The following is a 21682-nucleotide window of genomic DNA, read 5'->3' on the forward strand; positions in this document are numbered from 1 at the left end:
TCATGACGGCCTCGTCCGGCCGTCGACCCGCCCATGCCCCGCCACCGCCTCACGCTGCCTGCCATCGTCTCCTTTGTCCTCGCCCTGGCCGGTCTCGCCTGGCAATGGCTCAACGCACCCGCCCCGCTGGCCGATGGCCCGCTCGCGCGCTGTCTGGGCGCATCCCGGCCGCTGCAGATCGTGAATCAGATGCCTTATGTCGATGTCACGGTCGATGGCCGACCCGGTCATTTCGTCATCGATTTCGGGGCTGATGTCAGCGCCATGACGCCCGCCGGCTTCACCGGCATGCCGCCCCAACCGATGCCCGGCACCAGTGACCGCTACGCCCGTTTCGACTTCTTCGGCCCGTGGTCACGCGTGCAGCTGCGCCCCCAGCCCCAAGCCCCGGTCTCGGGCGGCGTGCCTCAGGCGGGGGTGATCGGCACCAACTTTCTCGGCGAGCATGTGATCACCCTCGACTATTCAGGCCGGCAGGTGTATCGCGCTTCGCCGCGCACGTTCTGCGGTGATGGCCTGTTGCGTGAGGCCGGCTTCCGGGCACTGGACAGCTCAGGCTACTACGCAGCCGACACGGCGACGCTCCAGTGTCCCAACGCCGGCATGGCGGGCCGTTGCCCGAACATTCCGGTGCTGCCGGTGCGCGTCGGCACGGTGCGCGCCGTCGCCCAGATCGACACCGGCTTCGACGACGGTCGCGTGCCGCATTCGATGAACATCAATGTCGCGTTTCTTCACACCCTGCAGGCAGCCGGCATCCGCCTGGAAGCGCGGCCGGACATCGCGCTCACGCTGAGCACCTGTCAAACCGGGGTCACCGAACGGGTCGAGGCCTGGCGCCTGCCCGATGGCCTGGCGCTCGAATTCGTGGGCATGGATGGCAGCACGGTGCGCCGATTCACCGACGCCACCCTGTTCGTCAAACGCCCCCCGCCGGCAGCCCGGGTGTGCGGCGGTATCGGCGTCTGGCCGCAGCCGGCCGCGCAGCTGGGCGCGTCCTTCTTCGCCGAAGACGCCCTGATCGTTGATCCGCAGACCAGCCGGGTCTGGCTGCGCCCGAACACCCAGACAACAAAAAGCCCGGCCTGAGCCGGGCTGTTCGTGCCGCCAGTGCAGATCAACCGCGGCGACGTTTCACCATGGCACCAATGACGCCCAGACCGGCCAGCAGCATGGCGTAGCTCTCGGGCTCGGGCACTGCCGTGACGTTGTATTCGATGTTGTCGATGCCCACGTTGTAGGCGCTGTTGAACCATTCGATGGCAATCCCCTTGCTCGACGACACCCCCAGTGCAAACGATGTGGGCAGGTTGGCGCCACCGGCCGTGCCGACCGTGATGCCCAGCGCCGAGTAAAGCACGCTGCCGTCGGCCAGATCGTAGATCGTCACGTTGGTGCCACGCGCGGCATCGGCGTAGGCCCCCAGATCGAAACCGACGAGTTCGATGCCGGCCAGCGGATCCTGCGACATCAGTTCGATGCGCGCGGTGGAATTGGCATCGCTGCCACCCGCGTAGCTGACCCCGTAGAGGTTGTTGTAGCGGGTGGACCACCATTGGAGCGACTGCCCCAGCTGCGGTGCGCCGTAGGTCACTTCGACCAGATCGCTCACGTCACCGTAGCTCTGGTTGATGAAGCTCGCGTTGCCACAGCTCATCAGGGCACCCAGCCCGTCGGCGGAGGCGGCGCATACGGCCGGGGATCCGCTGGATCCGAAATCGATGGTCAGTGCCAGTGTCGGGGCCGAAACAGCGGACAGGGCGCCGAGCAGCGTCAGTTTGGACAGTACGTTCATCGATGACCTCGTGCTGAATGCCGGATGTGATGGATATCACGCAAATTACATGCCGTCCGTATTCAAGTCAAAGAAATCCGGGGATTGATTCCTCGCATCGCAGCACCGCCGGAACGCCGCTGTAAAGCCTTCCGACAGAATCGCGGGGCAATTCACCCTGCAATGCATCCATAACGGACGCCCACCGGGTCATCCCCACGTCATGGCACGGGCAATCTGCCCGGGCACGCCTCAACCGCTTCTCCGCGCACGACATTGCCGGGACCATAGGCACTCGATCCCCCGGGAGCCCCCCAATGACACGATGCCGATCACTCATCCACCGCCTCGCGCGCCTGCTCATGGTGCTGTGGTGCGCCCCCGCACTCGCCCTGATTCCGCCCACGTCCTGCGGCGGACCGCCGGACGAGAATGGCCAGGTGAGCGATCTGTCGATGGAGTACTGGGTCCAGCAGGAGGCGAGCAGCACCATGTGCGCCTACGGCTACTGGGCAGAGAAGTGCGGCGACCACGCCACCGCCCTGGCCATTTTCGACAAGTGCATCGACGCCGGTTTCGTGGGCGCCATGGTCTGGAAGGCCTTGATGCTGGAGACCGGCAACGGCGTCGAGCAGGACAGCGTTGGCGCGGCCGAACTCCTGCGCCGGGCGGCTCACAGCGACAACAAGGACTATGCCACCCTGGGCAAGCTTCACTGGGCAACCGCCCTGTACCTGGGCAAGGGCGTCGAGCGCAACGAAGCCGAGGCCATGAAATGGTTCAAGGAGGCCGCGGCCGAGGGCGACCCGGACGCGCAGGAGTTTCTCGCCACCGGCAATCACACCGCCGATCGCGATCTGGAAGCCCGTTCCGTGGCCGCCCAGCTGGCCGCCCAGGGCCCGCAGGGCCAGAAGCTCGAACCGGTCGAGACGCCACCGGCCGACACCGCCCCGGGCGCCCCCGTGACGCCCCTGTTGTGGGGGCTCGGGGTGTTGATGCTCGCCGGCATCGCTCACCGGGTCGCCACCACCCGCCGCATGGAGGCGCGCGCATGATCGCCACCCTCGACAGCGCCATGTACCAGCTCGGCCAGGTTTTTCTCGCGCCGGTACTCATCACCATCGCCCTGGTCTTCGCTTACGCCTTTTACGCCCTCGGCGCCTTCCTCTGGCAGGGCTGGCAACGGCGGGGGCGTCGGTCGGGCGGCTTCGAGCTCATCGCCCTGTGGCAGGCACAACCGGCGCTGTCGCAGCAGGATCTCGAACTGATCGCCCTGCAGCGTCTGGACGTGGCGCGCATCATCACCCGGGTGGCCCCCATGCTCGGGCTGGTGGCCACCATGATCCCCATGGGACCGGCCTTGCGCGCACTCGGGAATGGCCAGATGAGCGATGTCTCCCAGGCCCTGGCGATTGCGTTCTCGGCGGTGATTCTCGCCCTCATCTCGGCCTCCATCACCTACACCATCCTCAATGTGCGGCGACGCTGGTACGCGGCCGAACTGGCTGAGGTGGACAAGCAACGGCAGGAGTCCGCCTGATGCGCAACGCCCTGATGGATGAAGCCCATGACGAAGATCCGATCCTGTCGGTGGTCAATCTCATCGACGTGTTCCTGGTCCTCATCGCCGCCCTGCTGCTGAGCGTCGCCAACAGCCCCCTGTCGCCCTACGGCGCAGACCAGGTCACGGTCATCCGCAACCCGGGCAGCCCGGACATGGAACTGGTGATCAAGGACGGCGAAAAGATCGAGCGCTTCAAGGCTGACGGCACCGGCGGCGCCGGCGGTGGCGAGCGCGCCGGCGTGGCCTACCGGATGAAGGATGGCTCCATGGTTTACGTGCCGGAGACGCGCCCCGCGCCCCGGATCGATTTGCCCGATTAGCATTCAAGTTTGAGCCAGGCGGGCCGATAGACTGGGTTGAGCGAGCCTTTGCACTCGCGAGCGGGGACATGCCTTGGTCGATGCCACTCAAAGCCATACTCAGCTGAGCCCGCCGTTCAGCCTGCTCAATTCGGTGTTGGGCATGGTCGCGGTACTGACCGGCGACGGTCACGTCGCCCAGATCAATCATGTGTTGGCCAGCTGCGATGGCACCACGCTTGACGAGGTGCGGGGTCGGCCGTTCTGGACGTGTCACTGGTGGAGCTTCGATCCGGATGTGCAGGGCTTGATCCACCGCGCTGTCTGCGCGGCGGCCCAGGGCGAGGTGCAGGCGTTCACCTCGATCAAGCGCATGAAGGACGGCTCGCTCATCGATGTGCGTATCCGCCTGTCGCGCTGGCCCCCCCCCGATGACGCCGCCACGCCCTACCTGATCTACTGTGCCGAGGATTTCACCGCACAGTCCGCCGGCGCCGAGCAGCTGGCCCAGTCGGAACAGCGCTTCCAGAAGGTGTTCGAAGCCGTGGCGGACGGGCTCATCAAGATCGATCAGGACAGCCGGATCATTCTGGCCAACGCAGAGATGGAGCGTCTGTTCGGCTATTCGCGCAACGAGCTGCTGGGCATGTCGGTCCATCAGCTGATCCCCGAGCGCCACCGGGAGGGCCACACCGGCCATGTGCGCAGCTATTTCGCCAAACCGGTCGCACGCGCCATGGCCGACCGGCGCAAGCTCTTCGCCAAACGCAAGGACGGCACCGAATTTCCGGTCGAAATCGGGCTGAACCCCATCCCCACCGAGGAAGGGCCGATGGTGCTGGCGACCATTCAGGACGTCACCCTGCGCGATGCCGTCCAGCAGGCCACCGAGCAGGCGCTGAACGAGAAGACCGTGCTGCTCAACGAGGTTCACCATCGGGTGAAGAACAATCTGCAGGTCATCACCAGCCTGCTCAACCTGCAGGCCCGCTCGGCCTCCGCCGAGGTGTCCAGTGCCTTGTTCGAGAGCCAGGGGCGGGTCAAGGCCATGGCCCTGATCCATCAGTTGCTCTACGAGCGCGACGATTTTTCCAATATCGACATGGGCGAATATCTCGATCGCCTGTGCTCGCTGCTGCGCGAGAGCTTCCGCGAGAGTCGCACCCGCTTCACGCTCACCGTCGACGCGCCGAGCGGTGTCACCATCAGCCTGAAGCAGGCGGTGCCCTGTGGCTTGCTGGTCAACGAGCTGGTCACCAACGCGATCAAACATGCGTTCCCCGAGCCGCGCAGCGGCGAAGTGCGCGTGACGCTCAGGGGGACGGACGACGGTTTCGATGTGCGGGTCTCCGACAATGGCATCGGCCTGCCCGAGAACATCGAGCCGGCGGTGACGCGCACGCTCGGCATGCAGTTGATCCCGCTGCTCGCCGATCAGGCCAAGGGCGCCTGGCAGCTGGAGCGAGAGCATGGCACCCACTTCGAAATCCGTGTCAAACGTGACATGGCGGACATCGACACATGACTCAGGCACGCATTCTCGTGGTCGAGGACGAGCGCATCGTGGCCCTCGACCTGCAGCACACTCTGGAGAGCTTCGGTCACGAGGTGGTGGCCACGTCGCCCTCGGGGGAGCGGGCGGTGGAACTGGCCCGGGCCCACCAGCCTGATCTCATCCTCATGGACATCAATCTGGAAGGGAAAATCGACGGCACCGAGGCGGCCGAGGCCATTCAGGCCGAGATGCACACCCCGATCATCTTCCTGACCGCATACACCGAATCGAGCACCCTGGCGCGGGCGGAGCGGAGCGCGCCCTACGGCTATCTGGTCAAACCGGTGGAAACCCGCGCGCTGCAGGCCACCCTGCGCATGGCCATGGCCCGCAGCCGCGCCGAGCGCCGGGTGCGTCAGAGTGAAGAGCGACTGCGCATCGCCATGGAGGCGGCCGATCTGGGGGTGTGGGAATGGGATGCAGGCGAGTCCGAATTCCATAGCCTCGGCAATCTGGAGCGCATCCTTGGTGCATCACCGGACGGATTGTCGGAAAGTCCGAACGCGCTGCTGGCCCGACTCGCGCCGGCCGACCGGGCGGCCATCTTCAATGCCCTTGAACGCGGCGAGGGCGTCCAGACCACGGTCCGTCTGATGAACAGCGCCACCGAAGGCGGGCGCCCGGTCTGGATCGACTTCCTCGCGCGCTTCTACACCTCGACCGAAGGGGTGCTTGAGCGCGCCATCGGCGCCGTGCGCGACGTGACCCAGCGCCAGGAAGCCGAGACTGCGCTCAAGCAGGCCAGCCTGGCCTTCGAGAGCATTGCCGAGGGCATCGTCATTCTCGATGCCGACCGCCGGATCATCATGGTCAACGACGCCTTCACCCGACTGACCGGTTATACCGGCACAGAGGTCGAAGGACAGGATCTGGAACAATTGCTGCTGGGCCGACGCCCGGGCGACGCGATCTTTCACAAGCTCGATCGCGCCGGCACCGATCGCTGGCATGGCGAAATTGCCGCCCGCCGGTTGAACGGCAAGCACTTTCAGGCGTGGATGCATGTGTGCAGCCTCACCGACACGGACGGCATCACCAGCAACTATCTGGTCGCCCTGTCGGATGTCACGGCCCTGCGCGAATCCGAAGCCCTGGTTCGCCATCAGGCGCAACACGACGCCCTCACCGGCCTGGGCAATCGCAACATGCTCAGCATCGTGCTGGCGCGCGAGCTCGAGCGACAGCAGCATGGAGGGAACGGCTTTGCGCTGATCTTCATCGATCTGGACGGCTTCAAGCTCATCAACGACACCATGGGCCATGACGCCGGCGACCTGTTGCTGGTGGAGATGGCCTCGCGCATCCGCCGGGTGCTGCGCGCCAGCGATACCTGCATCCGGCTGGGCGGTGACGAATTCCTCATCGTCGCACCCGAGGTTGAAGACGGTCCGACCGCTCGCCTGCTTGCCGACAAGGTGCTGGCCAGCATCCGCGAACCGTTGGTGGTCGGTCGTGAGCAGGTGTCGGTATCGGGCAGCATCGGCATTGCCCTGTGCCCGGAGCACGCACTCACCGCCGAAGACCTGATCAAGGCGGCCGATAGCGCCATGTACAGTGCCAAGGCCCTGGGGCGCAACCGGGCCCGGGTGTGGTCGCTCGACATGGCCCAGCGGGCCGCCACACGACTGCGCATGGAGCAGGGCCTGCTGCGCGCCATCGCCAATGAAGAGCTGTTCATGGCCTACCAGCCGGTCGTCGACATCGGCACCGGCATGATCATCGGCGTCGAGGCGCTCATGCGCTGGACCTCGCCCACCGACGGCGTCATCGATCCGGGCCGCTTCATTCCGGTGGCCGAGGACTGCGGCTTGATGGAGTATCTGGGCACCTGGGCACTGCGCACCGCCTGCGAGCATGCGTACGACTGGATCCAGTCGGCGGCGCCGCACTTGCGCGTGGCGGTGAATGTGTCGGCACGGCAGTTCCAGTCCGGCGACTTCCCCGAGATCGTGGCGCGGATTCTCAATGACACAAGCATGCCCGCCAATCAGCTGGAACTCGAAATCACCGAAAGCGTCCTGCAGCAGATCGAGCAGAGCCGCGAGCAGATCAACGCCCTCAAGCAACTGGGCGTTCACGTGGCGATCGATGACTTCGGCACCGGCTACTCGTCGCTGAGCGTGCTCAAGCACCTGGCGATCGATCGCATCAAGATTGACCGTTCCTTCGTGAAGGACCTGCCCGGCGCACCGAGCGACGAGGGGATTACCGAGGCCATCATCGCGCTGGCCTCGGCGCTGAAGGTCGCGCTCACCGCCGAAGGTGTCGAGACCGAGGCGCAGCGCGACTTTCTGGCCGAACGCAGCGCCATGCACGCTCAGGGTTGGCTCTATTACCGGGCTGAACCGCCGGAACGCATCGCCGCATTGCTGGCTTCAGGCCCGCAAGAAGAATCGCCGGGCAACACGGATCGGGGGCGCTGAATCAGAGGCTAAACCATCCCCCTCGCCCTCCACCAACGCGATTCACGGCTGATTTGAGGCGTATCGGGACGAGGCGCATCGCACCAGGCAAGCTCACACGTAACAAGGTTAAAGACCGTGTCGCCGGCGCCGTTCACAACACGAGCAGTTCGCCTCAACCCGTCCTGGATGTCTCCCATGGCTCGCGCCTTCACCATCGTCTGTCGTGCACTCGTGTCTGCCTGCCTGTGCAGGGTGCTCCATGCTCGACGGCCCCGGGGCGCCCCATGAACAGACCGCTGATCGACATCGGCCACGGATGGTCGAATCATGTCGATGCCGATGTCGCCGGCCAGATCGCGACGGATGAAGCCCTTGCCGGTATCAGGCATCACACCCCCTCGCTGGTCACCGTTCACGCCTCGGCGGGGTATCGGCTCGACGTCCTGCTCAAGACCATCCGCCGGTCGCTCGGAAGCGATGAAGTGCCGGTCATCGGCGCCACGGCCTCGGGCGAATATCGCAACGATGTACGTCAGGGCGGCGTGCTGGTCACCCTTCTGGCCTCCCCCTACCTGCGCGCCCATGTGGGCGCCGGCCACCAGGTGGCCCAACGCTGGGAGGACGCGGTCGAGGCGGCCGTTGCCACGCCCGCCATCAAGCCCTATTTTTCCAACCAGCCCGCGCACTGGCGCGAGCTCGTGCGGCGCGGCACCAGTGTGTTCGGGCTGGTGTTCTCACCGGCACAGACGCGTCATGCACCGTCGCGCTGCTTCCACATCCTTGAAGATCTCAAGGCACGCAGCCAGTGGCAGATCCCCTTTGTGGGGGGTGCGGCCACCGATGCCGGCCACATGGAGACCAACTACGTCTTTGCCAACGACGAGGTGATCGAGGGCGGCCTGGTGGTCGCCATCGTCGAGACCGAGTTGCGCTTCGGCATCGGGCTGAGCCATGGCTTTCAGGCCTCCGGCCTTGAGATGGAAGTCACCGGTGCCGATGCGCATGAGCTTGTCACCCTGGATCATCGCCCTGCCTTGGAGGTGTTCGCCGAGCACACCGGACACTCCGCGCGCCAGCTCATGGGTCGTCATCTGACGCTGACCACCGGCCGCGGTTTCGGCCACGCCGGCAGCATGGGGCTGTACCAGCTCAACACCGCCGGTTTCGCCACCGACCGGGGCGGCATCCAGCTGACCCGCCCGGTGCCCCACGGCACCCGCCTGCGCCTGCTCGACGTGGACCGCAGTGACCAGCACTTCGATACCGCCGCCGACGCGCTGCGCAAGGCCATGATGCGGGCCCATCACACCCGGCCCGCCGCAGCCATGATGTGGTACTGCGCCATGCGGCCGCAGTTGCTGCCTGCCCGGACCATCGACGCGGAGCTGCGCAATGCGGCGCAGCTGCTGGGCGATGCGCCGCTGCTGGGCTGTTTCAGCCAGGGCCAGCACGGTGTTGCCCAGGACGGGGCCAGCGCCCACTACAACGGCGGGGTCTCGGTCTTGCTGATCGGGAACGAGCTGACCCCCTGTGCCATGGTGGCGCGTGAAAACGAGGCCTTGCGCGCGGAGCTCTCCGCGCACAGTGCGGTGCTTCAACGCGCCCACGAAGAACTCGAAAAAGTGGTCGCCAAACGCACAGGCGACCTGAAGACGGCCAACGAGCGCTTGCGCACCGAGCTGCTCGAACGCAGCCGCCTCGAAGCCGCCATGATGGCCCAGGCGCGACTGGAAGTGCAGGAGGCGACGTTGCGCGAACACCTGCAGGTGCAGGAAGCCCTGTTCGATGCCATTCCGGTGCCCGTCTTCCACAAGGACGCCCTCGGGCGCTACACCGGATGCAATCGCGCATTTGCCCGGTTTCTCGGACGCGAGAAACGCGACATCATCGGTCGCACGGTGTTCGAGGTGGCCGCTGGCGCCCTGGCCAGGAATTACAGGGACCGGGACCTCGACCTGCTGAACGACCCCGCCGGCACCCAGGAGTACGAGACCGTCGCGGTGCGCGCCGACGGACAGGCGCGCAACGTGGTCATCCACAAGGCGCGCATCCTGAATACCGAAGGTCAGCCGGTGGGCATCATCGGCACCATTCTCGACATTACCGAACTGAAGGCCGCCGGTCAGGCCCGGGAGAATGCCCTGGAAGAAGCGCACCGGCTGGCCCGGGTGCGCAAGGACTTCCTCTCCAACATGAGTCATGAGATCCGCTCGCCACTCAATGTGGTGCTGGGTCTCGCCCAGGCGGGTCGGCGCCAGAGTGCGGGGCGAAAGGCCGGCGCCACCTTCGAGCGCATCCTCGGGGCCGGACAGATGCTGCTGGCACTGGTAAACGACATTCTCGACTTCTCGAAGATCGAATCCGGCAAGCTCTCGCTGGCGGACGAGCCCTTCGAACTGGGCAATGTCTTCGATCAGGCCATCTCGGTCGTGGCCCACCGCGCGCTGGAGAAAGGCCTGGCACTGCAGGTGAATGAAGCCCCCGATCTGCCCTTGAGTTGCCGGGGCGATGCCCTGCGCCTGGCCCAGGTGCTGGTGAACCTGCTGTTCAACGCGGTGAAATTCACCGACCATGGGTCGGTGCACCTGATCGTCAGCCGCGACGGCGATGTGCTGCAGATGAGCGTGGTCGACACCGGCATCGGCATGACCGAAGAACAGCAGCGCCGTCTGTTCTCGGCCTTCGAGCAGGCGGAGACGACCACCACGCGCCGTTTCGGCGGCACCGGACTGGGGCTGGCGATCACCGCCCGCCTCGTCGAGCTGATGCAGGGCGATGTGCGGGTCAGCAGCGCGCCTGGTGAAGGTAGCCGCTTCGATGTGCGCATTCCGATGCGCGCGCCGCTCGAAGCGCCCGCCGCCAGCGGACAGGTTGCCCTGATCGGCCTGCCCGAGGACGAACAGCAACGGCTCACCGACATGCTGGGTGAGCACCGTATCCAGGTGGTGAGGCCGTCTGCCGAATGTGACGACCCGACCCATACACTGTTGCTCTTCGACGCGCACGACCATCAGCATCCGCGGGTGCGCGAAGCGCAGGCGGCCGGTCAGGCGCTGGCACTGGTCTGTTGCCCCGGCGGCGAGGACGTGCCTGAAGACTGGGAGGGCAGCGTGATCGAACGGCCCATCCGGGTGCGCCACGTCCTCAACGCCCTGATGCATCGTCACGCGCCCGCCGCCGAGCGTACAAGGTCGCGCGGGCGTTTGCCGGGTGTCAGGATACTGGCCATCGAAGATGCCGAATTGAACCGGATCGTAATCGAGGAATTGCTGTGGGATGAAGAGGCGCAACTGACCCTGGTCGAGGACGGACTGCGTGCCATTGACCTGGTCACCCGGTCAGGCGCCGATGCCTTCGATGTGGTGTTGACCGACATCCAGATGCCCGGCATCGACGGCTACGAGACGGCACGGCGCCTGCACGCGCTGGCACCATCGATCCCCATCATCGGCCTGACTGCCTTTGCCATGCCCGAAGAGCGCGAGCAATGCCTGCAGGCCGGGATGGTCGACCACGTGACCAAGCCCATCGAACTCGACCGCCTGATCGCCACCATCCGCGCTCATCTGCACGCGCCCCCTCCGCTGCCCGAGGTTCGCGACGAGGCCCTGCCGGCCGCGAACCAGGCGGTGCAACACGCACCGGTGGACTGGGAGGCGCTCAATGCCTGCTTCCCGGGGAAACCCGAGGTGGTCACGCGTCTGGCCCGGAGTTTCGTGCGCAGCCACAGCCACACGCTGGCGCGTCTGCAAAACGCCATCGATGCATACGACCTGCAGACGCTGGCCGACATCGCGCATTCACTCAAGGGCACCGCAGGTCACCTGCGTGCCCGTGCCCTGCACGAGGCTGCCGATCAGGCCTGCGCCAGTGCCCGCGCGGCCGATCCGCAGGCCATCGTGCTCGGTCGCCGGCTTATGGCAGCGCTGGAGAGCACGCTGATCGAGACGCGGTCTCACCCCCCCGACGCACATTGACCGGGGCGGGCCGCGCTATCTCAGAGTGCGGCAAGCCGCTTCAGAAAAGGCGTATCGAAATCTGGAATGTGCTGATGCGTGAGGCGGTCGAGAACGGCCTGAAGTCGCCGGATCAGGGAGACGGCGGGCGCCTTGTCGATATCCGTGATGATCTGGAACAGGGCCTCGCACAGGTTGGCGTGGTCTTCCACATGACCGGCGTGAAGATCGGGCTCATGGGTGGAATACCCGACCGATTTCATCATGCGCTCTTCATTGATGAAGTGCATGAAGATGAATCCCGCCACGTCATCGAGCAAAGGTGAAAGGCCGCGCTGACACTCGGACGCGCCCAGGCGATGACACGCGTCACACGAATCGCGCCCTTCCGGGGCGGCGCACAGCGCGCCGAGCCTGTCGAAAAATTCGCGCGTGTGCGCGTGCTCGCCGGCCAGCTCACGCGGCCATTCGTCCCGCGCCGGCAACGGCGGCAGGGAAGGTGAATCGGACATGCCTTCTGCCTCAGTATCAGTCTTGCGATGACGCCGAATTGGGGTATTCGATCACTCATGCAAGCCGTTATTTTTGCGCCGCCGCGCTGATCCGGGCGAGCGTGCTTTAACTTTCGTCGTAGCTCTTTCCGGCGCGAGCATACGCCTCCCGAGGGCACCATTCCAGTGCGGAGAACAAATTTCACGTCGCCTTGTCGCTAGAATATCTCCTCCCGAACCGATGACCCCTCTGTGAGAATCCTGCTCGTCGAAGACGATCCGATGATCGGCACCAGCGTTCAGCGCGGCCTGCGCAGCGAAGGCCATGCCGTGGACTGGGTGCGCGATGGCGTGGCCGCCGAGCTGGCCCTGGGGGATACCGGCTATGCCCTGGTGCTGCTCGATCTCGGGCTGCCGCGACGCGACGGCCTTGACGTGCTGTCCCGCTTGCGTGCGCGCAACGATGCCACTCCGGTGCTGGTGCTGACCGCCCGCGATACCGTCGGCGACCGGGTGCGCGGGCTCGACGCCGGCGCCGACGACTATCTGGTCAAACCCTTCGATCTGGACGAACTGTCGGCGCGCATCCGGGCCCTCACCCGGCGGGCGCACGGCCAGAGCAGTCCCGTGTTGCGCTGGGGCCGACTCGAACTCGACCCGGCGGCGCGCAGTGTCACCCACGACGGCGCGCCGGTCAGCGTGGCCGCCCGGGAATTCGCCCTGCTCGAAGCACTGGTCGAGGCCGGCGGCAAACCCCTGTCGCGCGTTCAACTCGAAGAGCGCATCTACGGCTGGGGTGAAGAGGTCGGCAGCAACGCGGTGGAGGTGCACATCCACGCGTTGCGGCGCAAGCTGGGCAACGACACCATCCGCAATGTGCGTGGGGTCGGCTATTTCATTCCGGAGGACGCATGACATCCATCCGCCGCACCCTGATGGTGTCCCTGCTCGGGGCCATCGTCGTGGTGCTCGGCCTGGGGGGCTTCGCCACCTACCGGGCGGCGCGTGATCAGATCGATACGGTCATGGACTACCACCTGCGCCAGTTCGCGCTCTCCATGCGTGACTCGCGCTTCGCCCAACCCGCGCCGATCACCGCGCCGGAACGCGCCTTCGATTTCGTCATCCAGATCTGGGACCGCAACGGCCTGCGGCTGTATCTGTCGCACCCGCACACGGTGCTGCCCGACCTGGCCCGCTTCGGCTACGCCGACGTGGACACCAGCGCCGGACAATGGCGGGTGTTTTCCATGAGTCTGCCCGATCGCGTGGTGCAGATTGCCCAGCCCATGCGCGTTCGCAGCCGCATGGCCGCCAGCGCAGCGCTGTCCAGCCTCACCCCCCTGTTCATCGCACTGCCCCTGCTCGGCGGCCTGATCTGGTATCTCGTCGGGCGCAGCCTGCGGCCGCTCAACCGGCTCACCCGCGCCGTGGCCAGCCGCCAGCCCGACGCCCTCACGCCCCTGGCGGCCGACCGCCAGCCGGAGGAGGTGCGCCCGCTGGTGGGCGCCCTCAACGATCTGCTCGGCCGGCTCGATCAGGCCCTGAGCGCCCAGCGCGCCTTCGTGGCCGACGCCGCGCACGAACTGCGCACCCCGCTCACCGCCCTCAAGCTGCAATTGCAACTGACCGAACGCGCGACCTCCGAGGCGGACCGCGAGCAGGCGTTGCAGGAATTGCGCAGCGGTCTGGAGCGCAGCATCCATCTGGTGGGTCAGCTGCTCACCCTGGCCCGTGCCGAACCCGACGCACAGGACAGCGCTGCCATGGGCCCGGTCGCACTGGCCGATCTGGTACGCAGCGAACTGGCCGCCCACCAGCCGCTGGCCGAGGCCAACGGGATCGATCTGGGCGCCACGCGGCTGGACGAAGCAACCATCACCGCAGACGACGGCGCGCTGCGCATTGCGCTGGGCAATCTGGTTGCCAACGGTCTGCGCCATGTCCCGCGCGGCGGGCGGGTGGACGTGGCAGTGCGCGCCAGCGCACACGACGTGCTGCTCACCGTGTCGGACGATGGCCCCGGCATCCCGGCGCATGAGCGGGCACGCGTGCTCGACCGGTTCTACCGCCGGGCCGAGGCCGACTCCCCCGGCAGCGGGCTGGGTCTGGCCATCGTCAAGGCCATTGCCGAGCGCCATCAGGCCACGCTCACGCTTGAGGACAGCGACAGCGGCGGCCTGCGCGTCAGTCTGGCGTTCGCCCGGGCCGAGCCACCGGCCAACGCTTAAGTTTCTCTTAAGTCGACTGCTCATACAGTGTGCTCATCGCGGGCCCGGCCCGCTCCATGCACATGAGGAGTTCGACATGCAAAACAAGACCTTCAAGCGTTCCGTGATCACCCTGGCCCTGCTGGCCTCGGCCGGTGGCGGCTACGTGGCGGCCCGTCACGGGGTGGGTGAAGTGCATGCCGCCAGCCCGGTGGCCGCCGTTGCCACCGCGGCACCGGCCACGACCATGGCCCTGCCGGACTTTGAATCCATCGTCGATCGCTATGGCCCGGCAGTGGTGAACGTGAGCGTGGAGGGCACCGTGGAACAGGGCGGCGGCGTGATGTCACCCTTTGGCCCGCTCGATCCGAGGGACCCGATGTCCCAGTTCTTCAAGCGCTTTGGCCCGCAATTCCAGGTACCGCAGGGCGAGCGTGTCGTGCGTGGCCAGGGCTCGGGCTTCATCGTCGATGCCGACGGCGTGATCCTGACCAACGCCCATGTGGTCGACGGCGCCGATACGGTCACGGTGAAACTCACCGACAAGCGCGAGTTCACCGCGGAAGTGGTCGGAGTCGACAAGCTCAGCGATGTGGCGGTGCTGCGCATCGACGCCAAGGACCTGCCGACGGTGCCGCTGGGCGACCCGTCCAACACCAATGAGGGCGAATGGGTGCTGGCCATCGGCTCGCCCTTCGGTTTCGAAAACAGCGTGACTGCCGGCATCGTCTCGGCCAAGTCGCGATCGCTGCCCAACGAGGGCTACGTGCCGTTCATCCAGACCGATGTGGCCATCAATCCAGGCAATTCGGGCGGCCCGCTGCTCAACCTCAAGGGCGAGGTGGTGGGCATCAACTCACAGATCTATTCGCGCTCGGGAGGCTACCAGGGCATTTCCTTCGCCATCCCCATCGATGTGGCGGTGCAGGTGAAAGACCAGCTGCTCGCCGACGGCCACGTCACCCGCGGGCGCATCGGCGTGGGCATCCAGGACATGAACCAGAGCCTGGCCGAGTCTTTCGGTCTCAAGTCGGCCAATGGTGCCCTGGTCACCCAGGTCGAGCCGGACGGCCCGGGCGAGAAGGCGGGCCTCAAGGCCGGCGACGTGATCCTCGGCTTCAACGGTGAGCCGGTGGTCAGCTCGGGCGAACTGCCGCCACGCGTGGCGGTGATGAAACCGGGCACGGACACCAGCATCGAGATCTGGCGCGACGGCAAGGCCAGGACGCTGGATCTGACGGTGGGCAAGCTGGACGCCAAGGATGAGGTGGCCAGCGTGGACGATGACAAGCTCGATCAGGCCCGACTGGGCGTGGCTGTTCGTCCGCTCACCGAGCAGGAACGCGAGCAGGCCAAGGTGGACGGCGGCCTGGTGGTCGGTCAGGTAGCCGGGGCGGCCGCCAAGGCCGGCATTCAGCCGGGCGACGTGGTGCTGTCGGTCAATGGCAATCCGGTGGACAGCATTGCGGCCCTGCGGGCCCAGGTGGCCAAGTCCGGCAAGCACATGGCCCTGCTCATCCAGCGCAACGACGCCCGCATCTTCGTGCCCATCGAACTGGGCTGATCCGGCCCTTCACCGTCTTTTCCATTGTCATGAAGACCGGGGGTCGCCCCCCGGTCTTTTGACGTCTGACCGACCGTTCGTCAGGGCACACGCGCATCGTGATGGCATAGGGCGCCTCCACCCCGCACCAAAGCTGGTAGGATTCACACATTCAAAGAATTTGCCATTTCGCGCTTTTTGTGGGGGTCAGACCATGGCAGAACCCAAGTACATCAGTACCCGCGAAGCCGCCAAACGGCTCGGGCTTTCGCTCGGCACCGTGCAACAGATGGTCGAGCGGGGCGAACTGCGGGCCTGGAAGACGGCGGGCGGGCATCGCCGCATCGACGAGGCATCGGTCGAGAGCTACCACCAGCGGGCACGCACCGGCGCCACGGTCGCCAACGGCACGCGTGCGCTGCGCCTGCTCATCGCCGAAGATGATCGCATTCTGCAGAAGCTGTACACCCACACGCTGGAAGGCTGGGGTCTGCCGCTGGAAGTGCAGTTGGTCACCAGCGGCTTCGACGCGCTGCTGGAAATCGGTCGCCACCCCCCCGATCTGCTCATCACCGATCTGAACATGCCGGGGCTGAACGGGTTTCAGATGATCCGCCGCATCCGTGAAAACAAGCTCACGGCAGGCACCGACATCGTGGTGGTCTCGGGCATGTCGGATGACGAGATCGCCGACGAGGGCGGCCTGCCCGATGACGTGACCCGCTACGGAAAGCCCGTGCCCTTCAAAGAGTTGCGCGGCTACGTGCAGGCCAAGGTCGCCCAGCTGCGACGCGAACACAGCGCCTGAAGCACGCGTGCGCCAACTCGGCGCATCAGAACACCCGCCACCAGCCTTCGGGCCAGTCGAAGCCATCGGCTGCGCCCTGGACATTCACGAAATCACGCGCGCCACACAGGCGCACCGCGTTGTCGAGCAAGGCCTCGGCCACCACCGGATCGAGCCGCTTGCCCCGCTCGGCGCGCACCGCGCGCAGGGCGATGGAGTCCGGCAGGCGTTCATCGTCCGGCCCCAGCGTGATGGTATCGAAGTAGTCGGCCACGGCGAAGATGCGTGCCTCCACCGGAATGGCCTCGCGCGCGAGCCGGCTGGGGTAGCCGGCCCCGTCCCAGCGCTCGTGATGGTTGAGCGCGATGGTGGCCGCCATCTGCAGCACCGGCACATCCGTCCCACCGAGCAGGCGCGCGCCCTGACGGGTATGGTCCCGGTAGGATTCGTTGAGCGCGCCCGTTTGCGGCGTGGCGTCTTCGGGCACCATGCACAGGCCGATGTCGGCCAGGGGGGCTGCACGCGAGAGCATTTCACACGCGCTCGGTGACCAGTCGATCGATTCGGCCAGCAACGCCGACAGGGCGGCAATGCGCAGGATGCGTGCCGAGTCCCCGCCGGCGCGCATCTCGATCATGAGGGCCAGACGGAACAGGGTTTCATGGTGCGCATCGGCCAGGGCACGAAACGCGGCATCGCGGTTCAGGCGCAGTTGCCTGAGATCGTCGGCGACGCGGTACATCTGCTGGTAGGCGTCGCGGGCCTGATCCTGATGGGGCACGACATCATCCGTCGCCTTGTCCCAGGTGCTGGGCAGGGAGGCGTCCGAAAGCACCACCTCCTCAGCCCCCAGCGCTTCGACCACCGGGTGGGGGCTCATGACATCTGCTCCCCGGGCATGGCGTCGTCGAACTCCACGAGATTGAAGCAGGGCAGCCACACCGACAGTTCAGCCGTCCCGGTCGAATCCCAGGCCACTTCCAGATTCGCGCCCATGGATTCGACAAACGCGGTGATGGCCTCCATGGCACGCGCCACCTCGGCACCGTCGCGCCGCAATCCTTCTTCGTTTTCGCGGATTCTGACGGCGACCCAGTTGCGTCCGTTCATGACCTGGGCAAACGTCCAGATGTTGATGCTGCTCCCGCCGGGCGACAGGCGCGTGAGAGCATGCAGCACGCCGGACAGAGCCTGGATGAGATCGGCGGCCTCACCCCGCACGTGGATGAACTGACGCGGGGGTTCGAGCACGAAGACATGCTCGACGCAGTCAGCGGCCACGGCCGACACCGTCTGGCACACCAGGGTTTCGAGATCGAAGCCGGGCGGCAAGGGGCCCATGCCGCATTGAATCTGCTGAAGGATGCCACGGGTCTGTTCGAGGGTATGGGTCATGTCGTTGTCTCCTGTACCAGATGGGCACGCGCGTGCGCCGGGGTGACCGGCAGCCACAGGGTGATCTGCGTGCCTTCGCCAAATGTGCTTTCCAGCCCCACACGGCCACCGTGGAGCTCGACGATTTCCTTGACCAGCGACAGTCCCAGCCCGGTGCCCGGAATGTTTCCGGAGTCATCCGCACGGAAGAAGCGCTCGAAGGCCATGGCGGTCTGTTCGGGCGTCATGCCCAGACCGTGATCGCTGACGCGGATGCCGATCAGGCCACCGCGCTTGCCCTCCCCCGCCGGCTGCTCGATCACGTCGAGGCAGATGTCGCCGCCATTGGGCGAATACTTGTAGGCGTTGGAGAGGATGTTGGTGAGCGCCTGGGTCATCTTGGCCCAGTCCACGCTGATCTCGGGGAGCTGATCGGGCAGCTGCATCTGCACCTGGCGGTCGTCACCCGGCATCATCAGGGCGGCCACGGTGTCGTCGATGAGCTTGCGCAGGGGAATGCGCTCGATCTTGAAGTCCTTGCCGGCACGCGCTTCGATGCGCGCCAGATCCAGCAACTCGTTGAGCAGCCCGGTGAGCCGTTTCGACTGCCGGTTGATGGTCTGCAGCAGGTCTGCCGTGCGGCCCTCGTCGAACTTGCGTGTCAGCAGCAGCTCCGAGAAGCCCATGATCGAGGCCATCGGCGTGCGCAGTTCGTGTGCCGCCGTGGAGAGGAATTCGCTCTTCATGCGATCGACCTCGGTCTCGCGGGTCACGTCACGGAAGTAGAAGACCTTGGTGGCGGCGTCGGACTCGCAGTGGCGCACGCTGCGCTGGAGCACACGCTGGCCCGGCCCGGCCAGGTTCAGGGTGGTAAGGCCGCACAGACCGTCTTCATCGGGGTCGTCGTCCATGTCGAAGACCGACACATAGGGCAGCTTGTCGTCGCACAGCCCGCGCAGGATCTCGTCGAACTCGGCCTCGGTCTTGCCTTCCAGATCGCCCGAGTTCAGGCCGACCATGCGCTCGAAGGCGGGATTGAGGTAGGCGAGCCGGTCGGTGTTGTCGAAGAACACGAAACCGTCCGGGCTGAGGGTGAAGATCGTCGACAGCCGCACATACCATTCGAACAGCTGCTTTTCGGCATCGAGCTTGGAGGTGACGTCGTTCTGCACGCCCACGAAGTGGGTCACCGCGCCGGTATTGGCATCACGCACCGGCGAGATCGACAGTTCGTTCCAGAACAGCGAGCCGTCCTTGCGTTTGTTGCGCAGGATCACCGTCGTCTCGCTGCCCTCGCGCAGCGCGGTTCGAATATCGTCCAGCCGCCCCTGGTCGGTCTGGTCACACTGCAGCAAGCGGCAGTTGTGCCCGAGAATCTCGTCCTGGGCGTAGCCGGTCATGCGCTCGAAGGCCGGGTTGGCGTAGATGATCGGGTTGTCCGGCTGGGCAGTGTCGGCAATCACAATGCCGTTGGAGCTGGCCTGCAGCGCACGATCGCGAAGGTGCAGTTCCTCTTCCCACTGATGACGCTCGGTCATGTCGATGAGGGTGCCGGTGAAGCCCTGGACCATGCCGAATTCGTCGACCGTGCTGCGGGCATAGACCGACATCCAGCGTGTCTGGCCGTCGCGGGTGAGATACCGGATTTCGTGCTCGCAGGTCTCCTGGTGACCTCGCGCCATCTCGGCGTAGGTCTCCCGATACGCTTCGCGGTCCTCAGGGTGGATGAAATCGAGAAAGTTCAGCCCCAGTGATTCGCGCACGGTAAAGCCGGTGACCCGCGCCCAGGCAGTGTTGAGGAAGACCCATCGGCCTTCCCGATCGGTCTGGAAAATCACCTCCTTGACGCTGTCGACCACGTTGCGATAGCGCTGCTCGCCGATCACGCGATCATGGATGTCGTTGAACACGCCCACCATGTGATCGATCTGATCGCGCTCTTCACTGCGCACGGGGGCCACGCTCAGTTCAACCCAGCGCAGCGCCCCATCCTTGCAGCGCAGACGCAGGGTCACCGTAGCCTGACGATGGCTCACCACCGCCGCACGCAGTTCTTCAACGGCAAAGCGATCTTCGCTGTCGGCATGGAGGAAGCGCCAGTCGCGCCCGTCCGTGTCGGCGGCCAGGTAGCCGGTCATGTCGTGGAAGGCGTCGTTGGAATAGACGATGCGCTCGGCCTCGCCGCTCACATCGAGAATCAGCACGCCGTTGCTGCTCGAGGCCAGCGCCTGGTCCTTGAGCCTCAGACCGCGCTCGGCGTCGCGGCGCGCCCGCTCGGCCGCCATGCGTGCACTCACGTCGGCAACGATGCCGTCGATACGACAGGGCTCGCCCGCATCGTCGAACACCAGATAGACCCGTTCGCGCACCCAGCGCTCGACACCGTCGAAGCCGATGATGCGATAGCGCAGCTCGGCAAACCCGCTGTCTCGCACCTGCGCCATCATGGTGCTGACCGCCGCCTGATCGTCCGTATGCACACACCCCCGGAAGGTTTCGATATCCAGATCGGAGGTGGCTGCGGGCAAGCCCATGAGCGGCGCCGCCGCCGGCGACAGGTAGCGGGTGCGCCCGTCGCGCAGATCCACCGAATAGAGCATGTCCTGAATCGATTCGAGAATGCCCGACAGGCGGGACTGGGCCTCGGCGAGCGCATCCGTGCGACGGCGCACCTCGGACTCGAGCCGCTCGTGGTGGTCGTAGATGGTGTGAATCATGCGGTTGAACGCGCCAGCCAGCGAGGCGATCTCGTCTTCGCCATCCACCCTGCATTCGAGCTTGCGCACGGTACCGCCCGTGGCAATTTCCTGGGCAAGGGCGCTGAGCGCACGTACCGGCCGGGTCACCGCCTCGGCCGCGCGGGCACTGAAGCGGGCGATGGCGAACAGGGACAGCGCACCGAGCAGAATGAAGATACCCAGTAGCGAAAGCATGGGGGTGTAGACCCGCCACACCGATGTTTCGACCCGGGCCGTCATCTGCACATCACCGGCCACGATGGGCAGCGTGGCCGACAGCACCGGGCCATCAATGGGCGTTCCGGCCATGGCGATGAGCCGCCCTTCGTTGTCGATCAGGGAGATGACCTCCCCGGCCTCGGCCAGGACCGAGGCGTCGGCAAACATGCGGTCCAGATCGAGTTCGAGGCGCAATGCCCCTTCGACGGTACCGGTGCGCGGGTACAGAATCGGAGACACCACCACCAGATGGGCATGGTCGTTGCCGTTGTCGCGATACAGATGAATGGTCGGCGTGTTCGACGCGACCACGCCCGCGGCCAGCGCGGCTGACTGCCCGGCATCGGCCGACGCGTTGCCATGAAAAGAGATGTTCTCACCCTTGTAGTCCGTGATCGCAACGTTCCAGATGCCGGACTCCGAGCTCACCAGTTCGCGCAGGAACGGGTCCAGATAGGCGCGACGACCGCCGGAGTCGGCCAGTGCATTGCGCACGATGGAGCGCTCGGCCAGCGACGCCGCGGTCGCCATCAGCGAATCGATTCGGTATTGCAGGCGGGACTGGGGCACTGCACCGTGCGAAATCAGTTCGGCCTCGACCCGCTGAGACACCAGATGCCCGATGGTGAGGTAACTGAGCAGGCCCAGCACCGACACAGCGATCATCGCGATCAGCATGGTGTAGGCGGTCACCCGGTGACTGAAGCTGCTGTCGAGCCAGCGGCGAATGCGTTTGATCGGATTCCGGTCACTCATGATGTTCTCCT

16 protein-coding genes are annotated in these 21682 nt (G+C 65.9%); 11 read left to right on the top strand and 5 right to left on the bottom strand.

The annotated features are described in order from the left end of the window. The first annotated feature begins 33 nt into the window (after window positions 1–33). Window positions 34–1089 carry a hypothetical protein gene (locus tag J0W34_RS19485; RefSeq protein WP_230969889.1) on the top strand — a complete coding sequence of 352 codons (1056 nt, stop codon included), beginning with the start codon at window positions 34–36 and terminating at the stop codon, window positions 1087–1089. Window positions 1090–1117: 28 nt separating this feature from the next. Here J0W34_RS19485 and J0W34_RS19490 read toward each other — a convergent pair whose 3' ends face one another. Then, window positions 1118–1795 carry a PEP-CTERM sorting domain-containing protein gene (locus tag J0W34_RS19490; RefSeq protein ID WP_227816124.1) on the bottom strand — a complete coding sequence of 226 codons (678 nt, stop codon included), beginning with the start codon at window positions 1793–1795 and terminating at the stop codon, window positions 1118–1120. Between the two features lie 296 nt (window positions 1796–2091). On the opposite strand from J0W34_RS19490, the gene J0W34_RS19495 reads away from it, so the two are divergent. From J0W34_RS19495 to J0W34_RS19520, 6 genes are all read left to right on the top strand, one after another. Continuing rightward, complete coding sequence (locus J0W34_RS19495; RefSeq protein ID WP_230969890.1) at window positions 2092–2829, top strand: tetratricopeptide repeat protein; 738 nt, start codon at window positions 2092–2094, stop codon at window positions 2827–2829. Further along, complete coding sequence (locus J0W34_RS19500) at window positions 2826–3314, top strand: MotA/TolQ/ExbB proton channel family protein (protein WP_227816122.1); 489 nt, start codon at window positions 2826–2828, stop codon at window positions 3312–3314. The genes J0W34_RS19495 and J0W34_RS19500 overlap by 4 nt, the downstream gene beginning before the upstream one ends. Then, entirely contained in the window at window positions 3314–3658 is a 345-nt protein-coding gene (locus J0W34_RS19505) for a DUF2149 domain-containing protein (RefSeq protein ID WP_227816121.1), read from the top strand. The genes J0W34_RS19500 and J0W34_RS19505 overlap by 1 nt, the downstream gene beginning before the upstream one ends. A gap of 73 nt (window positions 3659–3731) precedes the next feature. Next, entirely contained in the window at window positions 3732–5162 is a 1431-nt protein-coding gene (locus J0W34_RS19510; RefSeq protein ID WP_230969891.1) for a PAS domain-containing sensor histidine kinase, read from the top strand. Further along, window positions 5159–7615, top strand: coding sequence for a two-component system response regulator (locus tag J0W34_RS19515; protein ID WP_230969892.1), 2457 nt, complete (start codon window positions 5159–5161; stop codon window positions 7613–7615). The genes J0W34_RS19510 and J0W34_RS19515 overlap by 4 nt, the downstream gene beginning before the upstream one ends. A 266-nt stretch (window positions 7616–7881) precedes the next feature. Beyond that, window positions 7882–11574 (top strand): FIST N-terminal domain-containing protein, encoded by a 3693-nt coding sequence (locus J0W34_RS19520; protein WP_230969893.1) that lies wholly within the window; start codon window positions 7882–7884, stop codon window positions 11572–11574. A 20-nt stretch (window positions 11575–11594) separates the two neighbouring features. On the opposite strand, the gene J0W34_RS19525 is transcribed toward J0W34_RS19520, so the two are convergent. Then, complete coding sequence (locus J0W34_RS19525) at window positions 11595–12065, bottom strand: hemerythrin domain-containing protein (protein WP_230969894.1); 471 nt, start codon at window positions 12063–12065, stop codon at window positions 11595–11597. Between the two features lie 231 nt (window positions 12066–12296). Between J0W34_RS19525 and J0W34_RS19530 the strand changes: the two genes are divergently transcribed. The 4 genes from J0W34_RS19530 (at window position 12297) to J0W34_RS19545 (ending at window position 16605) form a co-directional block, all read left to right on the top strand. Further along, the gene (locus J0W34_RS19530) at window positions 12297–12959 is read left to right on the top strand and encodes a response regulator (protein ID WP_227816116.1); all 663 of its coding nucleotides are present in this window, start codon (window positions 12297–12299) and stop codon (window positions 12957–12959) included. Then, window positions 12956–14275 carry an ATP-binding protein gene (locus tag J0W34_RS19535; protein ID WP_230969895.1) on the top strand — a complete coding sequence of 440 codons (1320 nt, stop codon included), beginning with the start codon at window positions 12956–12958 and terminating at the stop codon, window positions 14273–14275. Before J0W34_RS19530 ends, J0W34_RS19535 begins: the two co-directional genes overlap by 4 nt. Before the next feature lie 76 nt (window positions 14276–14351). Further along, window positions 14352–15818 carry a DegQ family serine endoprotease gene (locus J0W34_RS19540; RefSeq protein ID WP_230969896.1) on the top strand — a complete coding sequence of 489 codons (1467 nt, stop codon included), beginning with the start codon at window positions 14352–14354 and terminating at the stop codon, window positions 15816–15818. Between the two features lie 193 nt (window positions 15819–16011). Further along, window positions 16012–16605, top strand: coding sequence for a response regulator (locus J0W34_RS19545; RefSeq protein WP_227816113.1), 594 nt, complete (start codon window positions 16012–16014; stop codon window positions 16603–16605). Between the two features lie 25 nt (window positions 16606–16630). Here the strand turns inward: J0W34_RS19545 and J0W34_RS19550 are convergent, their stop codons facing one another. From J0W34_RS19550 to J0W34_RS19560, 3 genes are read right to left on the bottom strand one after another with little or no spacing between them, the layout of a single operon-like run. Then, window positions 16631–17464, bottom strand: coding sequence for an HD-GYP domain-containing protein (locus J0W34_RS19550; RefSeq protein WP_227816112.1), 834 nt, complete (start codon window positions 17462–17464; stop codon window positions 16631–16633). Then, a complete protein-coding gene (locus J0W34_RS19555; RefSeq protein ID WP_230969897.1) occupies window positions 17461–17979 on the bottom strand; it encodes a hypothetical protein in 519 nt (172 codons plus the stop codon). Before J0W34_RS19555 ends, J0W34_RS19550 begins: the two co-directional genes overlap by 4 nt. After that, the gene (locus J0W34_RS19560) at window positions 17976–21671 is read right to left on the bottom strand and encodes a PAS domain S-box protein (protein WP_230969898.1); all 3696 of its coding nucleotides are present in this window, start codon (window positions 21669–21671) and stop codon (window positions 17976–17978) included. The genes J0W34_RS19555 and J0W34_RS19560 overlap by 4 nt, the downstream gene beginning before the upstream one ends. Window positions 21672–21682 lie beyond the last annotated feature (11 nt).

It is taken from the genome of Nitrogeniibacter aestuarii (assembly GCF_017309585.1).
In the GTDB taxonomy this organism is placed as follows: Bacteria; Pseudomonadota; Gammaproteobacteria; order Burkholderiales; family Rhodocyclaceae; genus Nitrogeniibacter; species Nitrogeniibacter aestuarii.